The organism is Larkinella bovis (assembly GCF_042655385.1).
GTDB lineage: Bacteria > Bacteroidota > Bacteroidia > Cytophagales > Spirosomataceae > Larkinella > Larkinella bovis.
On the sequence record NZ_JBHSMA010000004.1, the window covers coordinates 387,292 to 405,951 of the forward strand.

Genomic DNA, 18,660 nt, shown 5'->3' on the forward strand with positions numbered 1-18,660 from the left:
ATAAATGAGACTATTTATGGAAGGTTAGCTATGATAAGCTTGCTGATTATCAGTTCATTTTTAGGCCTTTTTTAATTGTATACCATAGTCAAAGAGGGATCCTACAATTCTCGAATTGTATTGCTCACATCTGCTAGGGTATAAGCGCCTTTTACTTCTTTGGTCTCGAACACCATAAAATATCGGTAATTATTACCGGCCTTACTTGCCCAAAAATTTCCTAATCTGACCTTTTCTGCTGAGTCAGGTCCTTCCAAATAATCGCCTTTAGTCTCTAATAATATGATTTTGCCACGTTTAGTAACGACAATAAAATCAGGATAATGGTTGATGAAGCCATTGATGACAAAGCCCCGCCCACGTTCTAAGTTGCGCGTCCAAAAAGCCACACTCTCTAAATTGGCAATAGCATCGATTACCTTTTCTTCAAACGAGTTAACCTTGCCTTCACGGACATACAACGATTTGATCAGGTCTTTACCCGTTTCCGTAGGAGCAATGGTACTTGGAAAGGTAAAAGACGGACGAAGGAATAATTTATCTTTATCGAGCCATAAACCGAACATTTTTTCAGCGTGCGCTGTGGTAAGAACTTCGATCTTCTGTTTGATGCGTTGGCTATAGTTGTACTCCTGAGCAATTAAGTCCTGAAACTGTTCTTCAGTTAAATCTTCGAGTACCTGCCGAATATACCACTCGACATCCTTATCTGATATTGGCTTAAAATTTCCCAGCCGTTTTAAAATTTGGCGTGTCATGGTCTTGATCTGCCCATCACGAGTCTGATTGGGAAGAATATTGCCTAATAGTGCATCTTTAATATCCCCATCGATATGACTGAATCTAGGAGTATACTCGTTTTTGTTGCCTTCTTCTAAATCTACCTTGTACAGTTCCGAATCGACACTGCCAAAATCAATGTTTCGGTCCGCTTTTCGTAGGTTAAAATCGGATAATAAGGCTTCTTTTTTCAACAGAACTTCTTCATCACCAAAAATGCCGGTTGAAACACGTTGGTAAAACTGCGGCAATTGGATTGCCTTGGCCTGGTCCTGGAACTGATCTTTGAATTTGTACTGATTGACCAGATCTGCCAGTAAAGGAGATGTTTCTTCTTCCATTTTTTTCACGCGCTCGTCAAATTGAACGGATTCATCCAGGGCTTTCTGTACAATATCGGAAATATCTGTACCCGTCGATGATCCGTTGTCTTCGGGCAAGCCGCTAAGGGGAACTGTGCCGACATACTGGATTGCTGCGGCATCAAGCTCGTCATTGTTGGAAGAATTGGCCGTATTCTGTACGGGAGTAAAAAGTAATTCGAGTGGATCACCAACGGAATTGACCACCGGCTCGTTGTCTGGGGCTTCAATGGCCCGATAATCTTTTGCACTGAAACCGGCTTTATTCAATCCATTGACAATGTTTTGTAACGTTTCCCGGAATTTCGAGGAAGCGGTTAACACATAGCTTAGATTCAGTAAGGGTGATTTATGGCGTCTAACGTGCGGCTGGCGCAGTACCCGACCCAAAATCTGCTCCACATCGACTGCCGATGAGCGGTCAGCCAAAGAGGCCAGGATATAGGCAAACGGACAGTCCCAGCCTTCTTTCAACGCATTGACGGTGATAATGTATCGAACGGGGCAATCAGTAGACATAAGATTAATACCCTTCAATTCGTCAATAGTAGCCGTCTTGATCTTAATCTGATCGCCGGGAATACCCGCGTCAACAAGTGTTTTCTTAATTTTTTCAAAGGTTTGATTGTCTTCTCCGGTTTTGGGTTGGGCTTGAAACAGCACGATGGGCCGGATGTACTTACCTCCGGTTTTACGCTCCTCATTAGCCAGCAGTTCAAGTCGTCGTTGTAAGCTTAAAGCGGAGTTGATAACCTCTATACGTTCTTTTTTCTGGTTGTAAACGATTACCGGCAGCTTCACCATGTTTTCTTTCTTCAGCTCCAGTGCGTCCACAAAACTGATGATGTTGCTGTTTTTGCGAGGAGTTGCTGTCAGGTCCAGGATAAAAGCCGGATTGAGGTTGCGCAGCATCTCGACACTGAGTTCGCTTTCAGCATTATGGCTTTCGTCGACGACTAGAACAGGGGATAGGCTCCGGATAACATTGATGACCGCCGTTTCGTCGGTCCCTTCCAGAATATGCGTGGTGGCATTGTTGCGTTCTGTATTGAAGGAGGCAAAGCTGATGTTGTTACCGTTTTCCTGGAACAGTTTCCGATCTTCTTTATTTTTGGCCCGAAGAGAATCAAAACTCATCACAATGATGCTCAATTGCCCCTGTATGGCTGTTGCGTTGAAACTCGCTCCGCTGATTAGGGCCTGTTTGTCGTAGATTTCGACGCGGTTTTGAAAATGCGAATTGATTTTCTGTCGGTACGGATGATCAGGGTTGCGCAGGTTCTGGATGGTTTGTTGTAAAATGGGGTTTGAAGGAACCAACCAGACGACAACATTGGCTGGCTGTCCGGATGGGCCGTTGGATTCAACCTTTTCGAAAATCGTTCGGAGGGCGTTGCAGGCAATAAAGGTCTTTCCACCGGCTGTCGGGACTTTAATGCAGATGTGGGGTACCGGATGGCCTGCCGCATCCTGCACATTGTTCTTGTAGGGTTCGACAATGGTACCGGGAAAAGGCCGATAACCCTTGTTCAGCCAAAAATCATAGAAAGAATCACGCACCCGGCCATTGGTACGTTGCAATTGATCGAGAAACAGGCCCAAGTCGTTTATAACGCCCTGTTGATACGGTTTTAGCTCCATAGCATTTACAGCCGGGTGATGTCGCGGGGAATTTTCTTGAAAATGATGTGCTTTTGTTGCAGATAGTCGTCACGGATGTATTACATTAAGTGTGTCAGGTTCATAAATTGAGTTTAAGCCGATCGCCAAAGATAATTGACAGTTGGGCTAACGTTTGATTCCAGTTGTGTACCGGCTTGTTCCATTTACTGGTGATATTTTCCTGTACTAAGAACAGCAGTTTCATCAGCGCTTCATCGGATTGGAAGGCGCCTTTTGATTTGGTAACCGCTCGTAATTGGCGATGGAAGCCTTCAATGATGTTCGTCGTATACATGATCCGGCGGATGTCTTTATTATACTGAAAATAGTTCGACAAACGGGGCCAGTTCCGACGCCAGGATTCAATGACTTTGGGATAGCGCAGGCCCCAGTTACTTTCAAGTTGATCCAAATACCGTTCCGCTCCTTCTTTGGTAGCCGCTTTGTAAACCAGTTGCAGGTCTTTCATAAACGGTTTGACATCTTTATGGGAAAGGTATTTCTGTGAATTACGGATTTGGTGGACAATACAGAGCTGGACTTCAGTATGTGGAAAGATCGTTTCAATCGCTTCGGCAAAGCCCTGAAGGTTGTCGATGCAGGCAATAAACACATCTTCCACACCCCGGTTCTGGAGGTCTGTCAATACCTGCAACCAGAACTTAGCTCCTTCATTTTCACCGACATATAGGCCTAATAGCTCTTTATAGCCTTCCTGGTTGAGGCCAATAATGCAGTAAATGGCCCGTGTAACAACCCGGCCTTCATGACGTACCTTGTAGTGAATAGCGTCCAACCAGACAAAGGGATAAACTCGTTCCAGTGGCCGGTTACGCCATTCCTGAATCAAAGGCAGAATTTTATCCGTCACCCGGCTGATGGTAGCCGTTGATGCCTCCAAGCCGTACATATCCATCAGATGGTCTCGAATGTCACTGTAGGAGGCTCCTCGAGCATAGAGGGCGATGATTTGTCGATCTAAATCAACGCCTAAGGTACGCTGACGTTTGGCAACCATCTCGGGCTCAAAGCTACCATTGCGGTCGCGTGGAGTAGCCAGTTCGACTGTGCCCAGGGAAGTCTTGAGGTCTTTCTTCCCCTTTCCATTCTTGCGGTTAGGCGTTTGGTCTTCCTGTAGATGAGCTTCCAGTTCGCCTTCCAGACTCTGTTCCAGAAACTCTTTCAAGAGTGGGGTTAAGACGCCATCCCGGCCCAGAAGGCTGTCACCGGCCTTCAATCGGGCTGCGGCATTCTTCTTGAATGCTTCAAAATCAAAGGTTTGCTTGTCCATAAGTTGTTAGATGTAAGGTAGTCATTTCCTTTCATCTGACACACTTTATGTAATACTCTCTACTGGTGGTAATATCCGGAACGCTATCATACCAGGTTTCATCCCGGTTATATTCATATTCTGCAGAAATAACACCTGTGAACTTTTGTTTTTTTAATTCCCGGATAACGCCAGCGATATTGGCAGCACCAGTACCCCAGTGGACATCGTGAGCCTGCTTATTGCCTTTTTCGTTTAGATCTTTCATATGTGCAGCAACAAGGTGTCCATCAAGCTTTTTCAGACAGTCGACCGGGTCAAGACCCGAGCGTAACCAGTGACCAATATCGGCGCAGGCACCCATCCGTTTGCTCTGCCCGTTCAATGCCTTCAATACACTGTCCGGACTCCAGTAATGGGAGGGTCTTGCATGGTTATGAATCGCAACGTTGATTTTATAGTCATCACATAATTTCGAGACAAGTGGCAAATCTTTGGCATCAGGTTCCGCTGTAAACGTTTCGATTCCCATCGCTTTCCCAAAATCAAACAATTGCCGCCAGTCGGCTTCGGTATGCGGAGTAACAACCCCGTAGGCGACGAACTTCACTCCTTTTTCCCGGAGCATCTGAAGGATTTTGTCGCGGGTGGCTTTATCCATGTGGTAATCGGTTTTACCAGCTAAGCCTCCCCCAATTTCCTGCCCCGTAAATCCTTCTACGTAGCTTAGTCCACAGGCTTTAATTTTATCAATCGATTCAAAAAAAGTGAATCGCCGGAAGGTAGACGTTTGGACGGCCAGCTTCCAGCCCAGTTTTGATTCCGGGTAAGGCACATTACGGGTAGCGTCTGGGGTCAGATCCCGGACCTTTGCGGCCACGAAGAGGGTGCCCAGGATCAGAAAGCTGGTTACTATTTTTCCGGTTTTCATAGATATCGATTTGGGTTTATGGAATTCAAGTTCTCTTTTAGTGGCGTATTAGACGGTTTTTAAGGTTGGAACCGCCTGTTCTTTCACTTTTCCCTCCCGGAACAGCAGCAGGAATAAAATCAGGACAATACCCGCAATGGCCGATGGAATCATCCAGATGGTCGTCCAATCATGCGAGCCGTTCGGTCGTTTCCAGGCATCGATGATCACCCCCGAAATCAGCGAACCGATCATCATGCCTATGCCATAAGTAGCGAGTGTAATTAAGCCCTGGGCCGAACTCCGGAACCGGATATCGGCCTGTTTATCCGTATAAATCTGTCCAATGACGAAGAAAAAATCAAAGCAAATACCGTGGAGAACAATACCGGCAATCAACATCCAGTAGTTGGCATATACATCCCCGTAAGCAAAAAAAATGTAGCGAAGGAACCAGGCCAGCATGCCCAGTGCCAGCATTTTTTTTACGCCCAGCCGCACAAAGAAAAACGGCATCAACACCATAAACAGCAATTCGGAAATCTGGCCCAGCGATTGTTTTCCCGCAGCCGATTGCATGCCAATTTCGTTCAGAAATGGGTTCGTAAAACTGTAATAAAACGAAAGGGGGATGCACAAGGCAATGGAGGCCAGAAAGAAAACCAGGTACGACCGGTTTTTCAATAGTCGGATGGCATCCAGCCCCAGAATTTGTCCCAGACCTCCTTTTTCGCCCTTTTTCAGCGGTGGTGTTTTCGGTAGGATGAAGCTCAATAAACCAACCGCCCCAGAGGCAACAGCAGCCATTTTAAAGGTTAGGTTTAATTGGCCGCTCTGTTCCCAACCCAGCCAGCCGATGGTGACCCCGGCAACAACCCAGCCAAAGGTTCCAAAAACCCGAATCGGAGGAAATTCTTTGTCTGGATTTTTCAATTGCCGGAAACAGATCGAATTGGCCAGGGCCAGAGTGGGCATGTAAAGAATCATATAAAGGAGGATGCAAAGGTAAAAGCCCTGGAAAGCAGTTGCTTCGGAGGCCCTCCAGAGTAAAACCGCACCGGCCAGGTGTAAAACCCCCAGCACATATTGCGCCGAGAAATAGCGGTCCGCGATGAGTCCAATCACAAAAGGGGGAATAATTGCGCCGATGGATTGGGTCAGAAAAGCTACACCCACTTCGGTACCGCTGGTTTTTAAATTGTGAATTAAAAAAGTACCCAGCGTAACGAACCATGCCCCTTTTATAAAGAACTGAAGGAACATCATTACGCATAATTTAAGTCGGTTCAGGAAAGTCATGGCCTGGTTTTAATGGACTGTGGCTGCACAACCGCCAATCCGTACATGTGAAATCCATTATTTTTCGGGTAAAGCAAAAGCGACGTAGGTGTCACCGGACTTATTACCGACCTTACCCCCACCGCACGCAATGACCACATACTGTCGCCCGTTTACCTGATAGGTAGCCGGGGTGGCAAAGCCCGCAGCCGGCAGTGGGGCTTCCCACAGAACAATGCCGGTTTTCTTATCAAAGGCCCGGATTTTTTCGTCTTTGGTGGCCGCAATGAAAACCAGTCCACCTTTGGTAACCAGCGGCCCTCCGTAGTTTTCCGTTCCGGTAATAGGAATGCCTTTTTGGGTCAATTCCGGGTATTCGCCCAACGGAACCTTCCAGATCAGTTTGCCACTTTTCAGATCAACGGCGTTGAGTGTTCCCCAGGGTGGTTTGATGCCTGGGTAGCCGTCTTTATCCAGAAAGCGATTTAAGCCGGTGCTGGTATAGGGAACTTCAGCCGGTATACTTCCGGCGGTTCCATCCGTATTCTTGGCATCTCGTTCATTCCTTACGGGTTTAAGGGCAGATGACATCACGGCTTCTTTTTCCGGCAGTTTGAGCAGGAAAGTCAGCAAGGCTCGTTTTTCACCTTCCGGGATCTGATTAAAGGCCGGCATCATATTACGCCCATTTTCAATGAGTTGCCGAACCTGCATCTCATTGTATTTCTTGTTCAGGCCCAGCAGGGAGGGAAACGACGCATTTCCTTTCAATTCCGGACCGTGACAAGCTATGCAATACCGACTGTAAACCGTTCGTCCAATCCCCGCCAACGACTGATCCCCAGCATCCGATTTGGGAACATCGATCATCACCTGCGACCAGGGCAACTCACTGCTATTGACATACAAAATCTGGGATTCCAGGTCTACCGCAGCACCACCCCATTCGCCCCCACCGTCAAACCCCGGGAAGATCCAGCTACCCTCCTTGCTGGGCGGAGAAAATTTTGCCCGGTGTTTGATCTGGTTATACTTCTCGAGCAAATAAGCATGTGTTTCCGGCGTCAGATCACTGACATCTTCGGGCTCGAATTTTTGCCGGGCAAAGGGCTCCGGAAGCGTCGGTATGGGTTGGGTAGGCCAGGGTTTTTCACCGGGAAGTCCCTGGGTCGGAACCGGTATTTCCGGTATGGGGAACAATGGTTTTCCCGTAGTTCGGTCGAGCAGAAAGATGTAGCCGTGTTTGGTAATCTGGGCCACCGCATCAATGTTTTTTCCATGATGTGTAACGGTGAGCAGATTGGGGTTAGCGGGTAGATCCCGATCCCATAAATCATGGTGGACAACCTGATAATGCCACAAGTATTTCCCGCTGGCCGCATCCAGCGCCAGCAGGCAATTCCCGAATAGATTGGATCCTTTCCGATGCCCCCCGTAATATTCCGTGCTGGGGGATGCGGTCGGAATATAAACGATGCCGCGTTTTTCATCCAGCGCCATGCCCGCCCAGCTATTGACTTTGCCAAACTTTTTCCAAGCGGTTTTATCTTCCCAGGTATCATACCCGAATTCGCCCGGATGCGGAATGGTGTGGAAAATCCATTTTCGTTTTCCTGACCGAACATCATACGCCCGGATGTGGCCCGGTGCTTCACTAACCCGGGTGCCAGTTATTAACAAATCCTGGTAAATAACTCCGGGGGTAGTCCCCGCTAAAAAGCTGTTTTCCAGATTTTCACGATCCAGGTTTTCTTTCAAATTGATATAGCCATTGGTGCCAAAACTGCGGATCAGTTGACCATTAGCAGCATTGACGGCGTACAGTTTGGCACCGGAGCTATAGAAAATTCGTTGATCCGTTCCTTTTTCATCCTGCCAGTACATAACGCCCCGACTCACCTTGTAAAAATTCTTCGGATTTTCGTTGGGCTCTTCCGTAGCCGGGTCAAACACCCACTTGGGCGTTCCGGTAGCAGCCTGTAAGGCGACCAGTTTTGAACGGGGGCTCACGCCATAGAAAACTCCGTTGATGACAATCGGATTGCATTGGTTCTGGCTGCGGTTATTAGGGTCTTTGTCCGCTGAACTATACGTCCAGGCAACCTGTAAAGCCGCCACGTTGTCAACGGTAATTTGCTCATTGGACGAATACCGGGTGCCGTCTTTGCTCCCCGCGTACGCCGTCCAGGATTGATACGTATTCACTGAAGAATTCCGGCATGAACAAGTCCAGAGTACCATCATGGGAATCACCTTCCACCATCCTTTTTTCATACTATTTACCAATAATTTCCCCGGCAGGGCCTGAATAAATGCAGTGTTCAAGTCCTGTTACCTGTCAGAAATCCGTTTTGCGAGGGATTAATAACCCGGGTTCTGTTTTAGCGTCGGTTTTCCGTTTTCGTAACTATTGTCGATGACTTCCTGCGGAATGGGCAAGATCATATCAGGAACCCGGGTATAAACCGCCCCTTTCAGGAACGTTCGGGTTTGGGATTCGGCCGCGATGTAGGCATTGAATTCCTCCACATCAGCCCCAAACCGGATGACATCAAAAAAGCGGTGGCCTTCCAATCCCAGTTCCAGTGTTCGTTCGTACAGGATCGCTTTGAGGGCCGCTTCTTTGCCCGCAAAAGCGGGATGACCGGCGGGATACAGCCCGATTTTATAATTGGCGGCCGGACCGGTATTGGTCGCATTCTGCACCCAGTTCGCCGGGTTGGACGAATTCTGGACCATCCGGTTCCGAATCTGATTGACGTAGGTTCTGGCTTTTTCCAGACTGCCCACACGGGCTTCCAGCTCGGCGGCCAGCAACAGTACATCAGCAAATCGGATTATATTGACATTCAGGGCATTGAAAGCCGTTCCCGCCATTTGATAAATGCCGTCTTCGGACTTTCGAATGTGGAATTTCTTCTGGATATACGGCCCTGATTCAACCGGCGTGTAGACCCAGTTTGCGCCGGGGTTAACACCGTAATCGAGGAACGGAATGCCCCGGCGGCCCAGGCTCCAGTCGAGTCGTGGATCTACAGGAGCGGTTTCCGGCACAAACGGATCAGACGACTTTAATCCATCGTCATTTTTGATCCCCTTCGGGTTGGTCGCGTACATGTCCAGATAGGGTAATCCTTTTTCATCCACCCGGAAATGATCAGCAAACCACTGCGAAGGCGTGTAAAAGCCTGATCCGCGTCCCATGCCGGGGGCTTCGGGGTTTTTTCCTGAAGCTCCCCGGATCTCCATGTTGCCGTTCGTGGTACTGTTGGTTCCATCGTTGGCAGAGTGCTGCACCGCAAAAACCGACTCGACCCCATTCTCCTTGGTGGCATCGAAATTGTCGTGATAATTTGCTTCCAGCGCGTATTTCTGTCCTTTGGTCGTTACGCCATTGGCGACCACATCATTCAGCACCGTCAAGGCTTCGGTATAGCCGTTGGGCGATTCACCCTCATTAGCCCGGTAAATCAGAATTTTGGCGTAGTAAGCATCGGCCGCCCATTTGTTAGGCCGTCCCGGATCGGCCTGCGTTGGCGGTAGATTTTTCCGGGCAAAGTCGAAATCCGCCTGAATCTGTGGCCAGATATTTATGTAGTTTCCGGATGCGTCGGTGTTGGGAACCCGAAACTCGGAAATGGATTCCACCCAGGGAATGTTTTTGTACCACCTTTTTAACAGAAAATAGTAATGGCCGCGCAAAAACCGGGCTTCGGCCGCGACCTGGGCACGCTTGGCTTCGGTGATGTCTTTTACATCAGGGAGAATGCTCAAAACCGTGTTACACAAAAAAACCGCATTGTATAAAAACCGGAAGTTCGCTCCGGAACTGTTGGTATTTACTTCATAACGTTCCATGAAATTCATCCACGACTGATCCGTCAGGGTAGATCCTTTGTGCGCTTCCCCACCCATGATCCCGATCATAGCTCCACCTGGGGTGTTCATGCCGTAACTGGCCCAGTCGTTGGTCCCATTCAGTTGGGAATATGCCCCAATCAGCGCCTGCTGAATGCCGGCAGCTGTCGCTACCGTGCTGACGCTGTAGGAACCCACAGGAAGCTGCGTTAAAAATTCGTCCTGACACGAAACCAGCGGCTGGCATAATCCCAGCAGCAGTAGGAGTCGATAGTATTTTTTCGTTTTCATGATTGTAAGGGTTGATCGGAATGGATTACAAACCGAAGGAAATTCCAAAAATGATTTGTTTAGGCGTCGGGTCATACGTGTTAACGACCCCCATAGAGGTATCACCACCACTGGACAAACTCACGCCCGGATCGAGCAACGTCGATTTGGTGAAGGTGAACAGGTTCTGCGCCTGGACATAAACCCGGAGTTGATCCAGTTTTAGTCTGGAAGCCAGGTTTCGGGGAAGCGTGTATCCAGCCTGCAAGGTCTTCAGCCGAACGTAGGACGCATCTTCCAGAAAGTAATTAGTAATGTTTGACGAAGAATAACTGTCGCTTAAATCCAGCTTGGGCAATTTAGCCTTGTCGCCCAGTTCCGGCGTCCACGATTCGTAGAGCATTCGTTTGCTGCGCCCCGTCGTAAAGGTCTGGAAATCGACCACATACCGTAGGTAATTAAACACCTGCCCACCCTGATTCCAGAACAGGAAACAGTTAAAATCAAAATTCTTGTAAGCCAGTGAGATGTTCAGGCTGGTTTGAAAATCAGGGTGCGGACTGCCCAGAAACGTCCGGTCGTTGCCGTCGACTTTGTTATCTCCATTGATGTCTTTGATTTTCCACCGACCCACCGCAGGAGTCAACCAGGTACTATGGTCAGCGCGATACCGGTCAACTTCTTCCTGGGTATTAAAAAAGCCTTCGATCTGATAACCGTAAAAATAGGAGATCGGGAAGCCTGCTTTTGTCAGCGTGGCATTGCCTATCCGGGTATTACCTCCTGCCTGAGTAGCCAGCGGGTTATCCAATACCCGTATCACTTTATTTTTATAGTGTGAAAAAATCAGGCCAATATCATACCGTAATCCGTTGACACTGCCCCGCTGGGTGAGACCCAGGTCAAGGCCGGTGTTGAGCAATTCGCCAATGTTGATGGCGGGCTGGGTCACGGTCGGGCCGGTAAAGGGTGCCAGATTCGTGGCCAGCAAGTCCGTCGTTCGTTTTTTATACCAGTCCAGATTTATCTCCAGCTTCGACGAAAAAAAAGCCGCATCGAAGCCCAGGTTAAGGGTATTATTTTTTTCCCACCGTGTGTTAATATTCCCCAGTCGGGAAGGGGTCAGGCTCACCGTTCGGGCGTTATTCGCTCCGGAAATCCCGTAGGAATTGTTATCATTATTGGTATAAATCGTATACTGGTTGTTATTGTCAACACCATTCTGATTGCCAATGATCCCCCAGCTTCCGCGCACCTTCAAGTCGCTGATCCAGGTACTGTTTTTCAGGAATTCTTCAGAGCTGATGCGCCACCCAAGGGCCGCCGAAGGGAAATAGCCCACCCGGTAATTCCGGCTAAACCTCGATGACTGGTCCCGCCGAACGGTGGCATTAAAAAAATACTTGTCGTTAAAGGTATAATCGACCCGGCTAAAGAGGGAGAACAACGAATTCCGGCTGAAACTTCCACTGTTGGTTTGCGCCCCGGTTCCCGCCGATAACACCAGAAAGTTGGGGTCGTTATCAATCGCTAAGTTCAACCGGGTAGCACTCATGGAATTATTATAAGCGTTAATCGCTTCAGAGCCCAGCAGGATTTTAAACGTGTGCGGACCGACGGTTTTGCTGTAATTCAACGTGCTGGTCCAGGTCCAGGTGTTGCCCTCGCTCTTGGCCTGGGTCAACGTATTGGGCGGAGCCACATTCTGGGCATTTTCGTAGGTAACCTGCGTCAGATCCAGGGAAGCATTGCTGGCGTAATCGATTCCGAAAGAGGTTCGGGCGGTAAGTCCTTTTAGCAGATCGGCTTCCAGGTAGGTATTTCCCAGAATGCCCAGGCGCGTGTTCTGATCAAATCGGTTTCGCCAAGTTTCAGTCACCGGATTGCTGCTGAACTGCGGCTCGCCCCCCAGGCTCGGCGCAGCGGCTCCGGCCGGATTGCCGAATGAATCCCAAACCGGAATCAGCGGGTGGATGGTCATTACCGTGGAGGCCCAGGTCTGTGGTGCTTTGTGTTGCTGGTAGACAATCTGCAAGTTTTCACCGATGCGGATATTTTTGCCAATGTTAAAACCGGTGTTTGCCCGAAGTGAATACCGGTCAAATTTGGCGTATCGGCTGGCAGTATTTCCCTGGCTGAAATAATTTAAGCCTACGGCATACACGCCCTGTTCGCTGCCGCCGGTGGCGCTAACCTGGTGGTTGGTGATGTAGGTTGAATTAAACACCTCATCGGCCCAGTTCGTGTCGGACGATTTGACAATCTGGTGCGTCGCAAAATTATAATTCGCCGGATCGATCAATGACGCATATTTTGCCTGCTGGGCCGGTGTGCCATTTTTCAGGGCTTCCAGTTCGGCTCCCCCAATCCGGGCACCGTTGTCAACCGCCAGAATATATTCCGGAATAACAGGTGTTGGCCCGCTACCGTATTGCGGATGACTCCAGTCGGCATCCCCTACTTTCCGGCCCGCTCCGGTCATCGATTTCCAGTACAACTCGCCATTTTCCTGCGCATTCAAGACCTCCGGAAAATCCCGTTTACTGATGTAATTGACCCCGTGATAGGAATCGACGGTAATTTTTGATTTCCCGGGTTTGCCTGTTTTAGTGGTGATAATGATGACGCCATTGGCGGCCCTTGCGCCGTAGATCGAGGCTGAAGCCGCGTCTTTCAACACCTGAAACGATTCGATATCGTTCGGATTTAGATTTACTACGCCCGCTCCCCCCGCCGGCACGCCGTCAATAATGTACAGCGGATCAGACCCGCCAAAAGAACCGAACCCACGAATCCGCACTTTTCCCGCGCTACCGGGTGTTCCGTTGGAGCTAATGACAACGCCCGCAGCCCGACCCTGCAATTGGGTGGTGATGCTGCCCGAGGGCGTAGTCAACAAATCCTTGGTATTGACGACCGAAACCGAGCCAATGATGTCTTTTTTCTGTTCCTTGGAATAACCGGTCACCACAATTTCGCTCAGCGACTTAATATCTTCTTCCAGGGTAACCTCCAGAACACCCGAGACCGGAATGGCAAGTTCCTTCGTACCAAAACCGATGTACGAAATGATGATAATACCGTAGCGGTCGGGAACAGTCAGTGAAAATTTGCCGTCTGAACCGGTCGTGGTGCCAAGGGTGCTGCCTTTAAGCAGAACGGTTGCACCGGGAATACCGTCACCGTTCCTGGCGGACACTTTCCCCGTTACGACCACCTCAACGACGACCTGCTCCATAACCGGTTTGGGTGATGCCGCTTTCTTCTCCGCTGGCGCCGGTTTGGCCGGCAGGATGATGTACGAAGTCTCGGAAAGTTTCTCAAACGTCAGTTGATAGGGAGCCAGCAATCGCTTTAAGGTTTCCTCTACCGTCGTGTTCTTTTGTTTTACCAGTCTCGAATCGACGATAAATCTGGCTACCAAGTCGGTATCATAATTAAAACTGACGTGGTACATTTTTTCAAACTGCAGTAGCACATCCGTTAACTTCTCCCCCTGTTTTTGTTCCGGATGAGTCCAGTCAAGAGTTGCAGAGCGCTTTGCAGAGGAGGAAAAAAGCTGGGCTTTTGCGAATGGTTTACACCAAACCATCAGCAAGATCAGAAGTTGTAAAGGTCGTTTCATAGGAATTTAGGAATAGTAAGACAATAGGTGTTCCGCCAGACCTGTTGGGGCTTGGTAGAGACTTGGGTTGTAACAAGCGTGGATTACGCTTTTTTAATAAAAATGTTTTCTCCTTTTTGGGTGACAATTAAATTGAAAGCCTTGCTGATAGCGGTTAAAAGATGATCCACTCGATTAGCTGAGCTGGACCCGGTAAATCGTTTTGCCGCCAACTCTGGCTGACCAAACGTGACGTGATATCCGTACGTATCTTCCAGGGTACGAGCCACCTCTGAAAGCGGAGCATTGATAAAAACAAGTTTATTCTGTTGAAAAGCTGCGTAATTTTCGGGATTGGCGACCTGTCGTTTATCGAACCGATACGGTTTTTCATAGACTGCCAGCAACTCCCCGGGTTTTAAAATAACCGGTGCAACGGCGGTTTTCGCTTGACTACCCAAAATGGCCAGTTGGACCTTTCCTTCGCTGAGAACCACTTGTTTTTTCTGGGAGCGGCTCGTTACCGTAAACTTCGTCCCCAACACTTCCACCTGCATCTGCTCATCCATATTGACCCGGAATTTCTGATGGTTTTGCGTGTGGGTCACCGAAAAATAAGCTTCTCCCGCCAGGTTCACGGCCCGTTCTTCGTCGGACGACCACTGTTTTTTGTAGGTCAGCCGGGAATTCCCGTTCAAGACAACCATCGACTGATCGGGTAGAATAATTTTTTTAACCTCACCAAACTTCGTTGTGACCGTCAGGGCGACCTCTTTCTGTTCCTGAAGGGTATAAAAAACCGTACCTGCCAGCAAAATACCAATGAAAACAGCGGCTACCTGATACCATCTCGTATACAGACGACGCGTTAGCGCCGGTTCGCGCTCTGGCCCCCACCGGCTGGCGGGGACTTTTTCCGTTTGCGACTGAATCCGATCCCACAAGGCCTTTACGCGGGCTTCCGGGAGAGCCCGGGGAGTAAACTCAATGGATAACAGGATGTTACGGGCTTTCTCGACCTCCGGTTTTCGATCTGGATTATTCGCCAACCAATTTTCCCAAAACAGCTTGTTTTGCCGATTGGGTTGTAAAATCCAATCCTGAAACAATTCGTCTTTGATAAAATCGTCTGCTGTAAATTGTGAATAATCCATGGGGGCAGGAATTGTCGATTAGCCTTTTTGATAAGAAAGAGTAGAATCATTAAAAGTCCATCAGAATTTCTAAAATTTTTTCTGTTTCTATTTTTAAAACGCTAATCAGAGGAGCTTACCCAATCTACCGGAGCTCTATATACGTAAATCAACTGAAGCTTCTTTATAGACGTTCAACAGTTTCATAAACGCCTGGAAGCAGGGGGTATAATCATGCCAGGTACGCGCGGTAACCAGATTACCATCAACGACGGTGGGTTGATTCACATAAAAGGCTCCTCCCTGTTCAGCGTCCAAAGCACATTTGGCCACGGTCGTTACGGTTCGTCCCTGAATAACCCCTGCCGCGCTCACAATTTCGATTCCGTGGCAAACGACGCCCACCGGTTTGTTCGCTTCAAAAAAATGCCGCGTAATCCGCATCAGATCGTTGTCATAGCGGAGGTATTCCGGTGCTCGGCCACCGGAAACGAACAACCCATCGTATTCGGTGGGGTCTACATCCCTGAACGCAATTTCGGCCCTGATATGGTAGCCGGGCTGCTCTTCGGTAATATCCCAGGGGATCGCGCTACTGGGTGGGATTTCGTGTAACACCATGTGGTAGGTTCGTGCCTGGGGCCCCGCTACAACAACCTGGTAATTATCCTCCGCTATTCTAAAAAAAGGATAGAGTGTATCCACCGTTTCGGTGGCATCTCCAATGGGCATGAGCACTTTTCGGGTTTTGGTCGGTTTTTCTGCGCCGTTCATTCGGGTTAAGTAATAAGGGTGATTCTTTCTGATTACGAGTATCCTTCCACTCTGGTAGCTTCCGGAGGCCCTCTCACTTATACAAAGAGAGTTGATGGTAAAACTCCATCATTTTTTTAATAGAAAACAAAAATCCAATTGTTAAGAAACTGTCTAAAAATTGATCTTGGCCCAAATTCCGGACAGTGATTAATTTGAGGACCAGACGTTCATTTGTTCATTTTTTACTCTTGAAATTAATTCATCTGGCCGGGGCCGCCCTTTAGGTTTGAGAGCTGGTAAGAAACCAAGATTAGGTAACTTGCCAACAAGTGAACAGAGCGGGTTATCCTATGGGGCCGCAGAGTACCAGCTCTAGGCGCGGAACGGTCCGCCGTCGCGGTCAGGTCCCGCCCTGTTTTTACTTGCTTCAGGCTCGTATGGAAATTCGGGCGTTAAGGCCGCAGGGGCGGTCCCACCATTAGCAAGGGATTGAGCACGAAAGCAAGTGACTTGTCGGAACTCTAAATTATCGTTTCTTATGGACATTCGCTATTTCATTGGTGTTGACATCTCAAAAGCCACTTTGGATTGGGCGGTCTTTGATGGCCAAACTGTTGTCCTGCAAAGTCAGTCGGCCAACACAGAAATGGGCATTAAATCAACGGTCAAGTTGTTCAAGGCCTTGCCAGGCTTTACAGTAGCTACATCGGTCTGCTGTATGGAGCATACCGGCATTTACAACGCCCATGTGCTTGCCCACCTAGCTAAACTTTCGTTGCCCCTTTGGTTAGAAAGCAGCTTTCAAATCAAGAAAGCGGGCGGATTGCAACGGGGCAAAACCGACGCTATTGATGCAGTCCGTATTGCCTATTATGCGTTTCGCTTCCGCGACCAGCTGCGGCTTTGGCAACCACCCCGACCCGTTTTGCAAAAACTGGCGGCTCTCAGTGCCCTGCGTCAACGCCTGTTGGTGGTCCGTCAACAACTCCAACAGCCGATGACTGAACAGCAAGGCTTCATTGATGCGGCCCTCCAAAAGCAACTCATGAAGAGTTGTCAGGCTTCTCTCAAGGCCCTTACTACCGACTTGGAAAAAACCGATCAACAAATTACCCAACTCATTCAGACCGATGAGCGTCTAAAAGAATTGTTTGCCTGGATAACCTCCGTGCCCGGCATTGGTAGTGCGACGGCAACCGAAGTGTTAGTCGCTACGGACGAATTTAAAACGATCACTGATCCCAAAAAACTCGCCTGTCATGCCGGCGTGGCCCCTTTCGAATACCGATCGGGCAGTAGTGTGCGAGGCAAAACCAGCGTGAGTCAACATGCCCGAAAACGGGTAAAATCGCTCTTTCATTTGGGCGCTATGTCAGCTATCCGTATAAAAGGAGAACTGCAAGATTATTACCGACGGAAAGTGGCCGAAGGCAAAAACAAAATGCTCGTTTTGAACGCGGTTCGCAACAAACTGATCCATCGGGTCTGCTCAGTCGTGCACCGCCAGCAGAAATATGACAAAAATTATGTCCCATTACTTGCATAAACCATGGAAATCCGTGCGGTCAGCCCATTTGGTGAGCTATGAGCTTGTCCTGAACCCTTAAAAGTGAGCCAGTGAAAAGTAGGGTAAAAAACTTAACTTTCACTAGCAATCGAAAAGGGGAATGAAAGCAAATCGATTTACTGAATCCCAAATTGTGGCGATTCTCAAGTGTGTTATTCCCCGTTTAGTATGCCAGCAGCGGTTAGAGCCTAGGCCGCTTGTTTAAACTCGATTGGCGTTAAAAATCCTAACGCCTGATGAGGGCGTTTTGTATTATAATCGTCCAGCTAGGTTAGCAATCGAATAGGCGCTCAACACTTCGCGCCGAAAGCTGCCATTGAAACGCTCAATATTGGCGTTTTGAGTTGGCTTACCCGGCTGAATCCAGTGCAGCTCGATTCCGTTATGTTCACACCACTCGCTTAGGAGCGCACTGATAAACTCCGGCCCGTTATCGCAACGTAGTTTGGCAGGCTTCCCAGACGCATCCACCAGCCGTTGTAGCAGGCGAGTTACCCGACCGCACTGGCAGCCGTTTACGCTTACGCCGGGGTAAATTCAGCCCCATCTGACGATACACTCGCCAGGTACGCTTATGATTAAAGGCCTCTCCCAACCGTCGGAAACGGTGATGAATTTTCCAGAAGCCCCAGCCAGGATGCTTTTGGGATACGGCTTCGATGGCCTGCTCAACGGCCCCATCAGGCTGACGCTTACTGGAACGGTCGTAGCTCCGGCGGTTTAGACCTGCCACTCGACAGGCCCGGCGTTGGCTGAACGCCTTGGCTTTGACCATCCACTGCGCCAGTTGTCGGCGGTCGGCAGGCTTACCACTTTTTTTGGAGGGCCTCCTTGATAACTTCGTTCTCCAAACTCAGTTCGGCGTACATTTTTTTGAGACGACGGTTCTCTTCCGCTCCGACGGCCCGGTTCCAACTCTTTGAGCCGTTTCACGTCGGCCACCTGCATGCCACCGTACTTACTTTTCCAGTTGTAAAAGGTTGCTTCGCTGATACCGTGCTGACGAATAATCTGGGCAACTGTCAACCCTGTCTGCTGATGATTGAGGATAGCCACGATCTGGGCTTCGCTGAATCGTTTTGCTTTCATTTTCTTCTCCTTTGTGAAAAGTTAAATAGAATCCTCTACTTTTCACTGGTATACCTTTAGGGGAAGTTTACAGGAAAACCTTCCGATCAGCAGGTTGACGCCCAAGGCCGCCTGCCCTACG

General features: G+C 48.9%; 10 protein-coding genes and 1 pseudogene. 1 reads left to right on the forward strand and 10 read right to left on the reverse strand.

Annotation, left to right across the window (positions count from 1 at the left end; all coding sequences use genetic code 11):
- Positions 1 to 101: 101 nt before the first annotated feature.
- The 9 genes from ACFPMF_RS15660 to ACFPMF_RS15700 form a co-directional block, all read right to left on the reverse strand.
- Positions 102 to 2,783, reverse strand: a complete 2,682-nt coding sequence (locus ACFPMF_RS15660; RefSeq protein WP_379846754.1) for a DEAD/DEAH box helicase — start codon at positions 2,781 to 2,783, stop codon at positions 102 to 104.
- Between the two features lie 100 nt (positions 2,784 to 2,883).
- A complete protein-coding gene (locus ACFPMF_RS15665; RefSeq protein ID WP_379846535.1) occupies positions 2,884 to 4,095 on the reverse strand; it encodes an IS256 family transposase in 1,212 nt (403 codons plus the stop codon).
- Positions 4,096 to 4,126: 31 nt separating this feature from the next.
- Positions 4,127 to 5,005 carry a sugar phosphate isomerase/epimerase family protein gene (locus ACFPMF_RS15670; RefSeq protein ID WP_379846756.1) on the reverse strand — a complete coding sequence of 293 codons (879 nt, stop codon included), beginning with the start codon at positions 5,003 to 5,005 and terminating at the stop codon, positions 4,127 to 4,129.
- A 48-nt stretch (positions 5,006 to 5,053) separates the two neighbouring features.
- Positions 5,054 to 6,283, reverse strand: coding sequence for a nucleoside permease (locus tag ACFPMF_RS15675; protein WP_379846759.1), 1,230 nt, complete (start codon positions 6,281 to 6,283; stop codon positions 5,054 to 5,056).
- 57 nt (positions 6,284 to 6,340) lie between these two features.
- Positions 6,341 to 8,467, reverse strand: coding sequence for an outer membrane protein assembly factor BamB family protein (locus tag ACFPMF_RS15680; protein WP_379846761.1), 2,127 nt, complete (start codon positions 8,465 to 8,467; stop codon positions 6,341 to 6,343).
- 156 nt (positions 8,468 to 8,623) lie between these two features.
- Positions 8,624 to 10,411, reverse strand: a complete 1,788-nt coding sequence (locus ACFPMF_RS15685) for a RagB/SusD family nutrient uptake outer membrane protein (protein ID WP_379846763.1) — start codon at positions 10,409 to 10,411, stop codon at positions 8,624 to 8,626.
- Between the two features lie 25 nt (positions 10,412 to 10,436).
- The gene (locus ACFPMF_RS15690) at positions 10,437 to 13,814 is read right to left on the reverse strand and encodes a SusC/RagA family TonB-linked outer membrane protein (RefSeq protein ID WP_379846765.1); all 3,378 of its coding nucleotides are present in this window, start codon (positions 13,812 to 13,814) and stop codon (positions 10,437 to 10,439) included.
- A 284-nt stretch (positions 13,815 to 14,098) separates the two neighbouring features.
- A complete protein-coding gene (locus tag ACFPMF_RS15695; RefSeq protein WP_379846768.1) occupies positions 14,099 to 15,148 on the reverse strand; it encodes a FecR family protein in 1,050 nt (349 codons plus the stop codon).
- 135 nt (positions 15,149 to 15,283) lie between these two features.
- Positions 15,284 to 15,901, reverse strand: a complete 618-nt coding sequence (locus ACFPMF_RS15700; RefSeq protein ID WP_379846770.1) for a DJ-1/PfpI family protein — start codon at positions 15,899 to 15,901, stop codon at positions 15,284 to 15,286.
- A gap of 520 nt (positions 15,902 to 16,421) precedes the next feature.
- On the opposite strand from ACFPMF_RS15700, the gene ACFPMF_RS15705 reads away from it, so the two are divergent.
- Entirely contained in the window at positions 16,422 to 17,429 is a 1,008-nt protein-coding gene (locus ACFPMF_RS15705; protein ID WP_379846772.1) for an IS110 family RNA-guided transposase, read from the forward strand.
- A 209-nt stretch (positions 17,430 to 17,638) separates the two neighbouring features.
- Here ACFPMF_RS15705 and ACFPMF_RS15710 read toward each other — a convergent pair.
- Positions 17,639 to 18,539, reverse strand: a pseudogene (locus ACFPMF_RS15710) (transposase).
- Positions 18,540 to 18,660 lie beyond the last annotated feature (121 nt).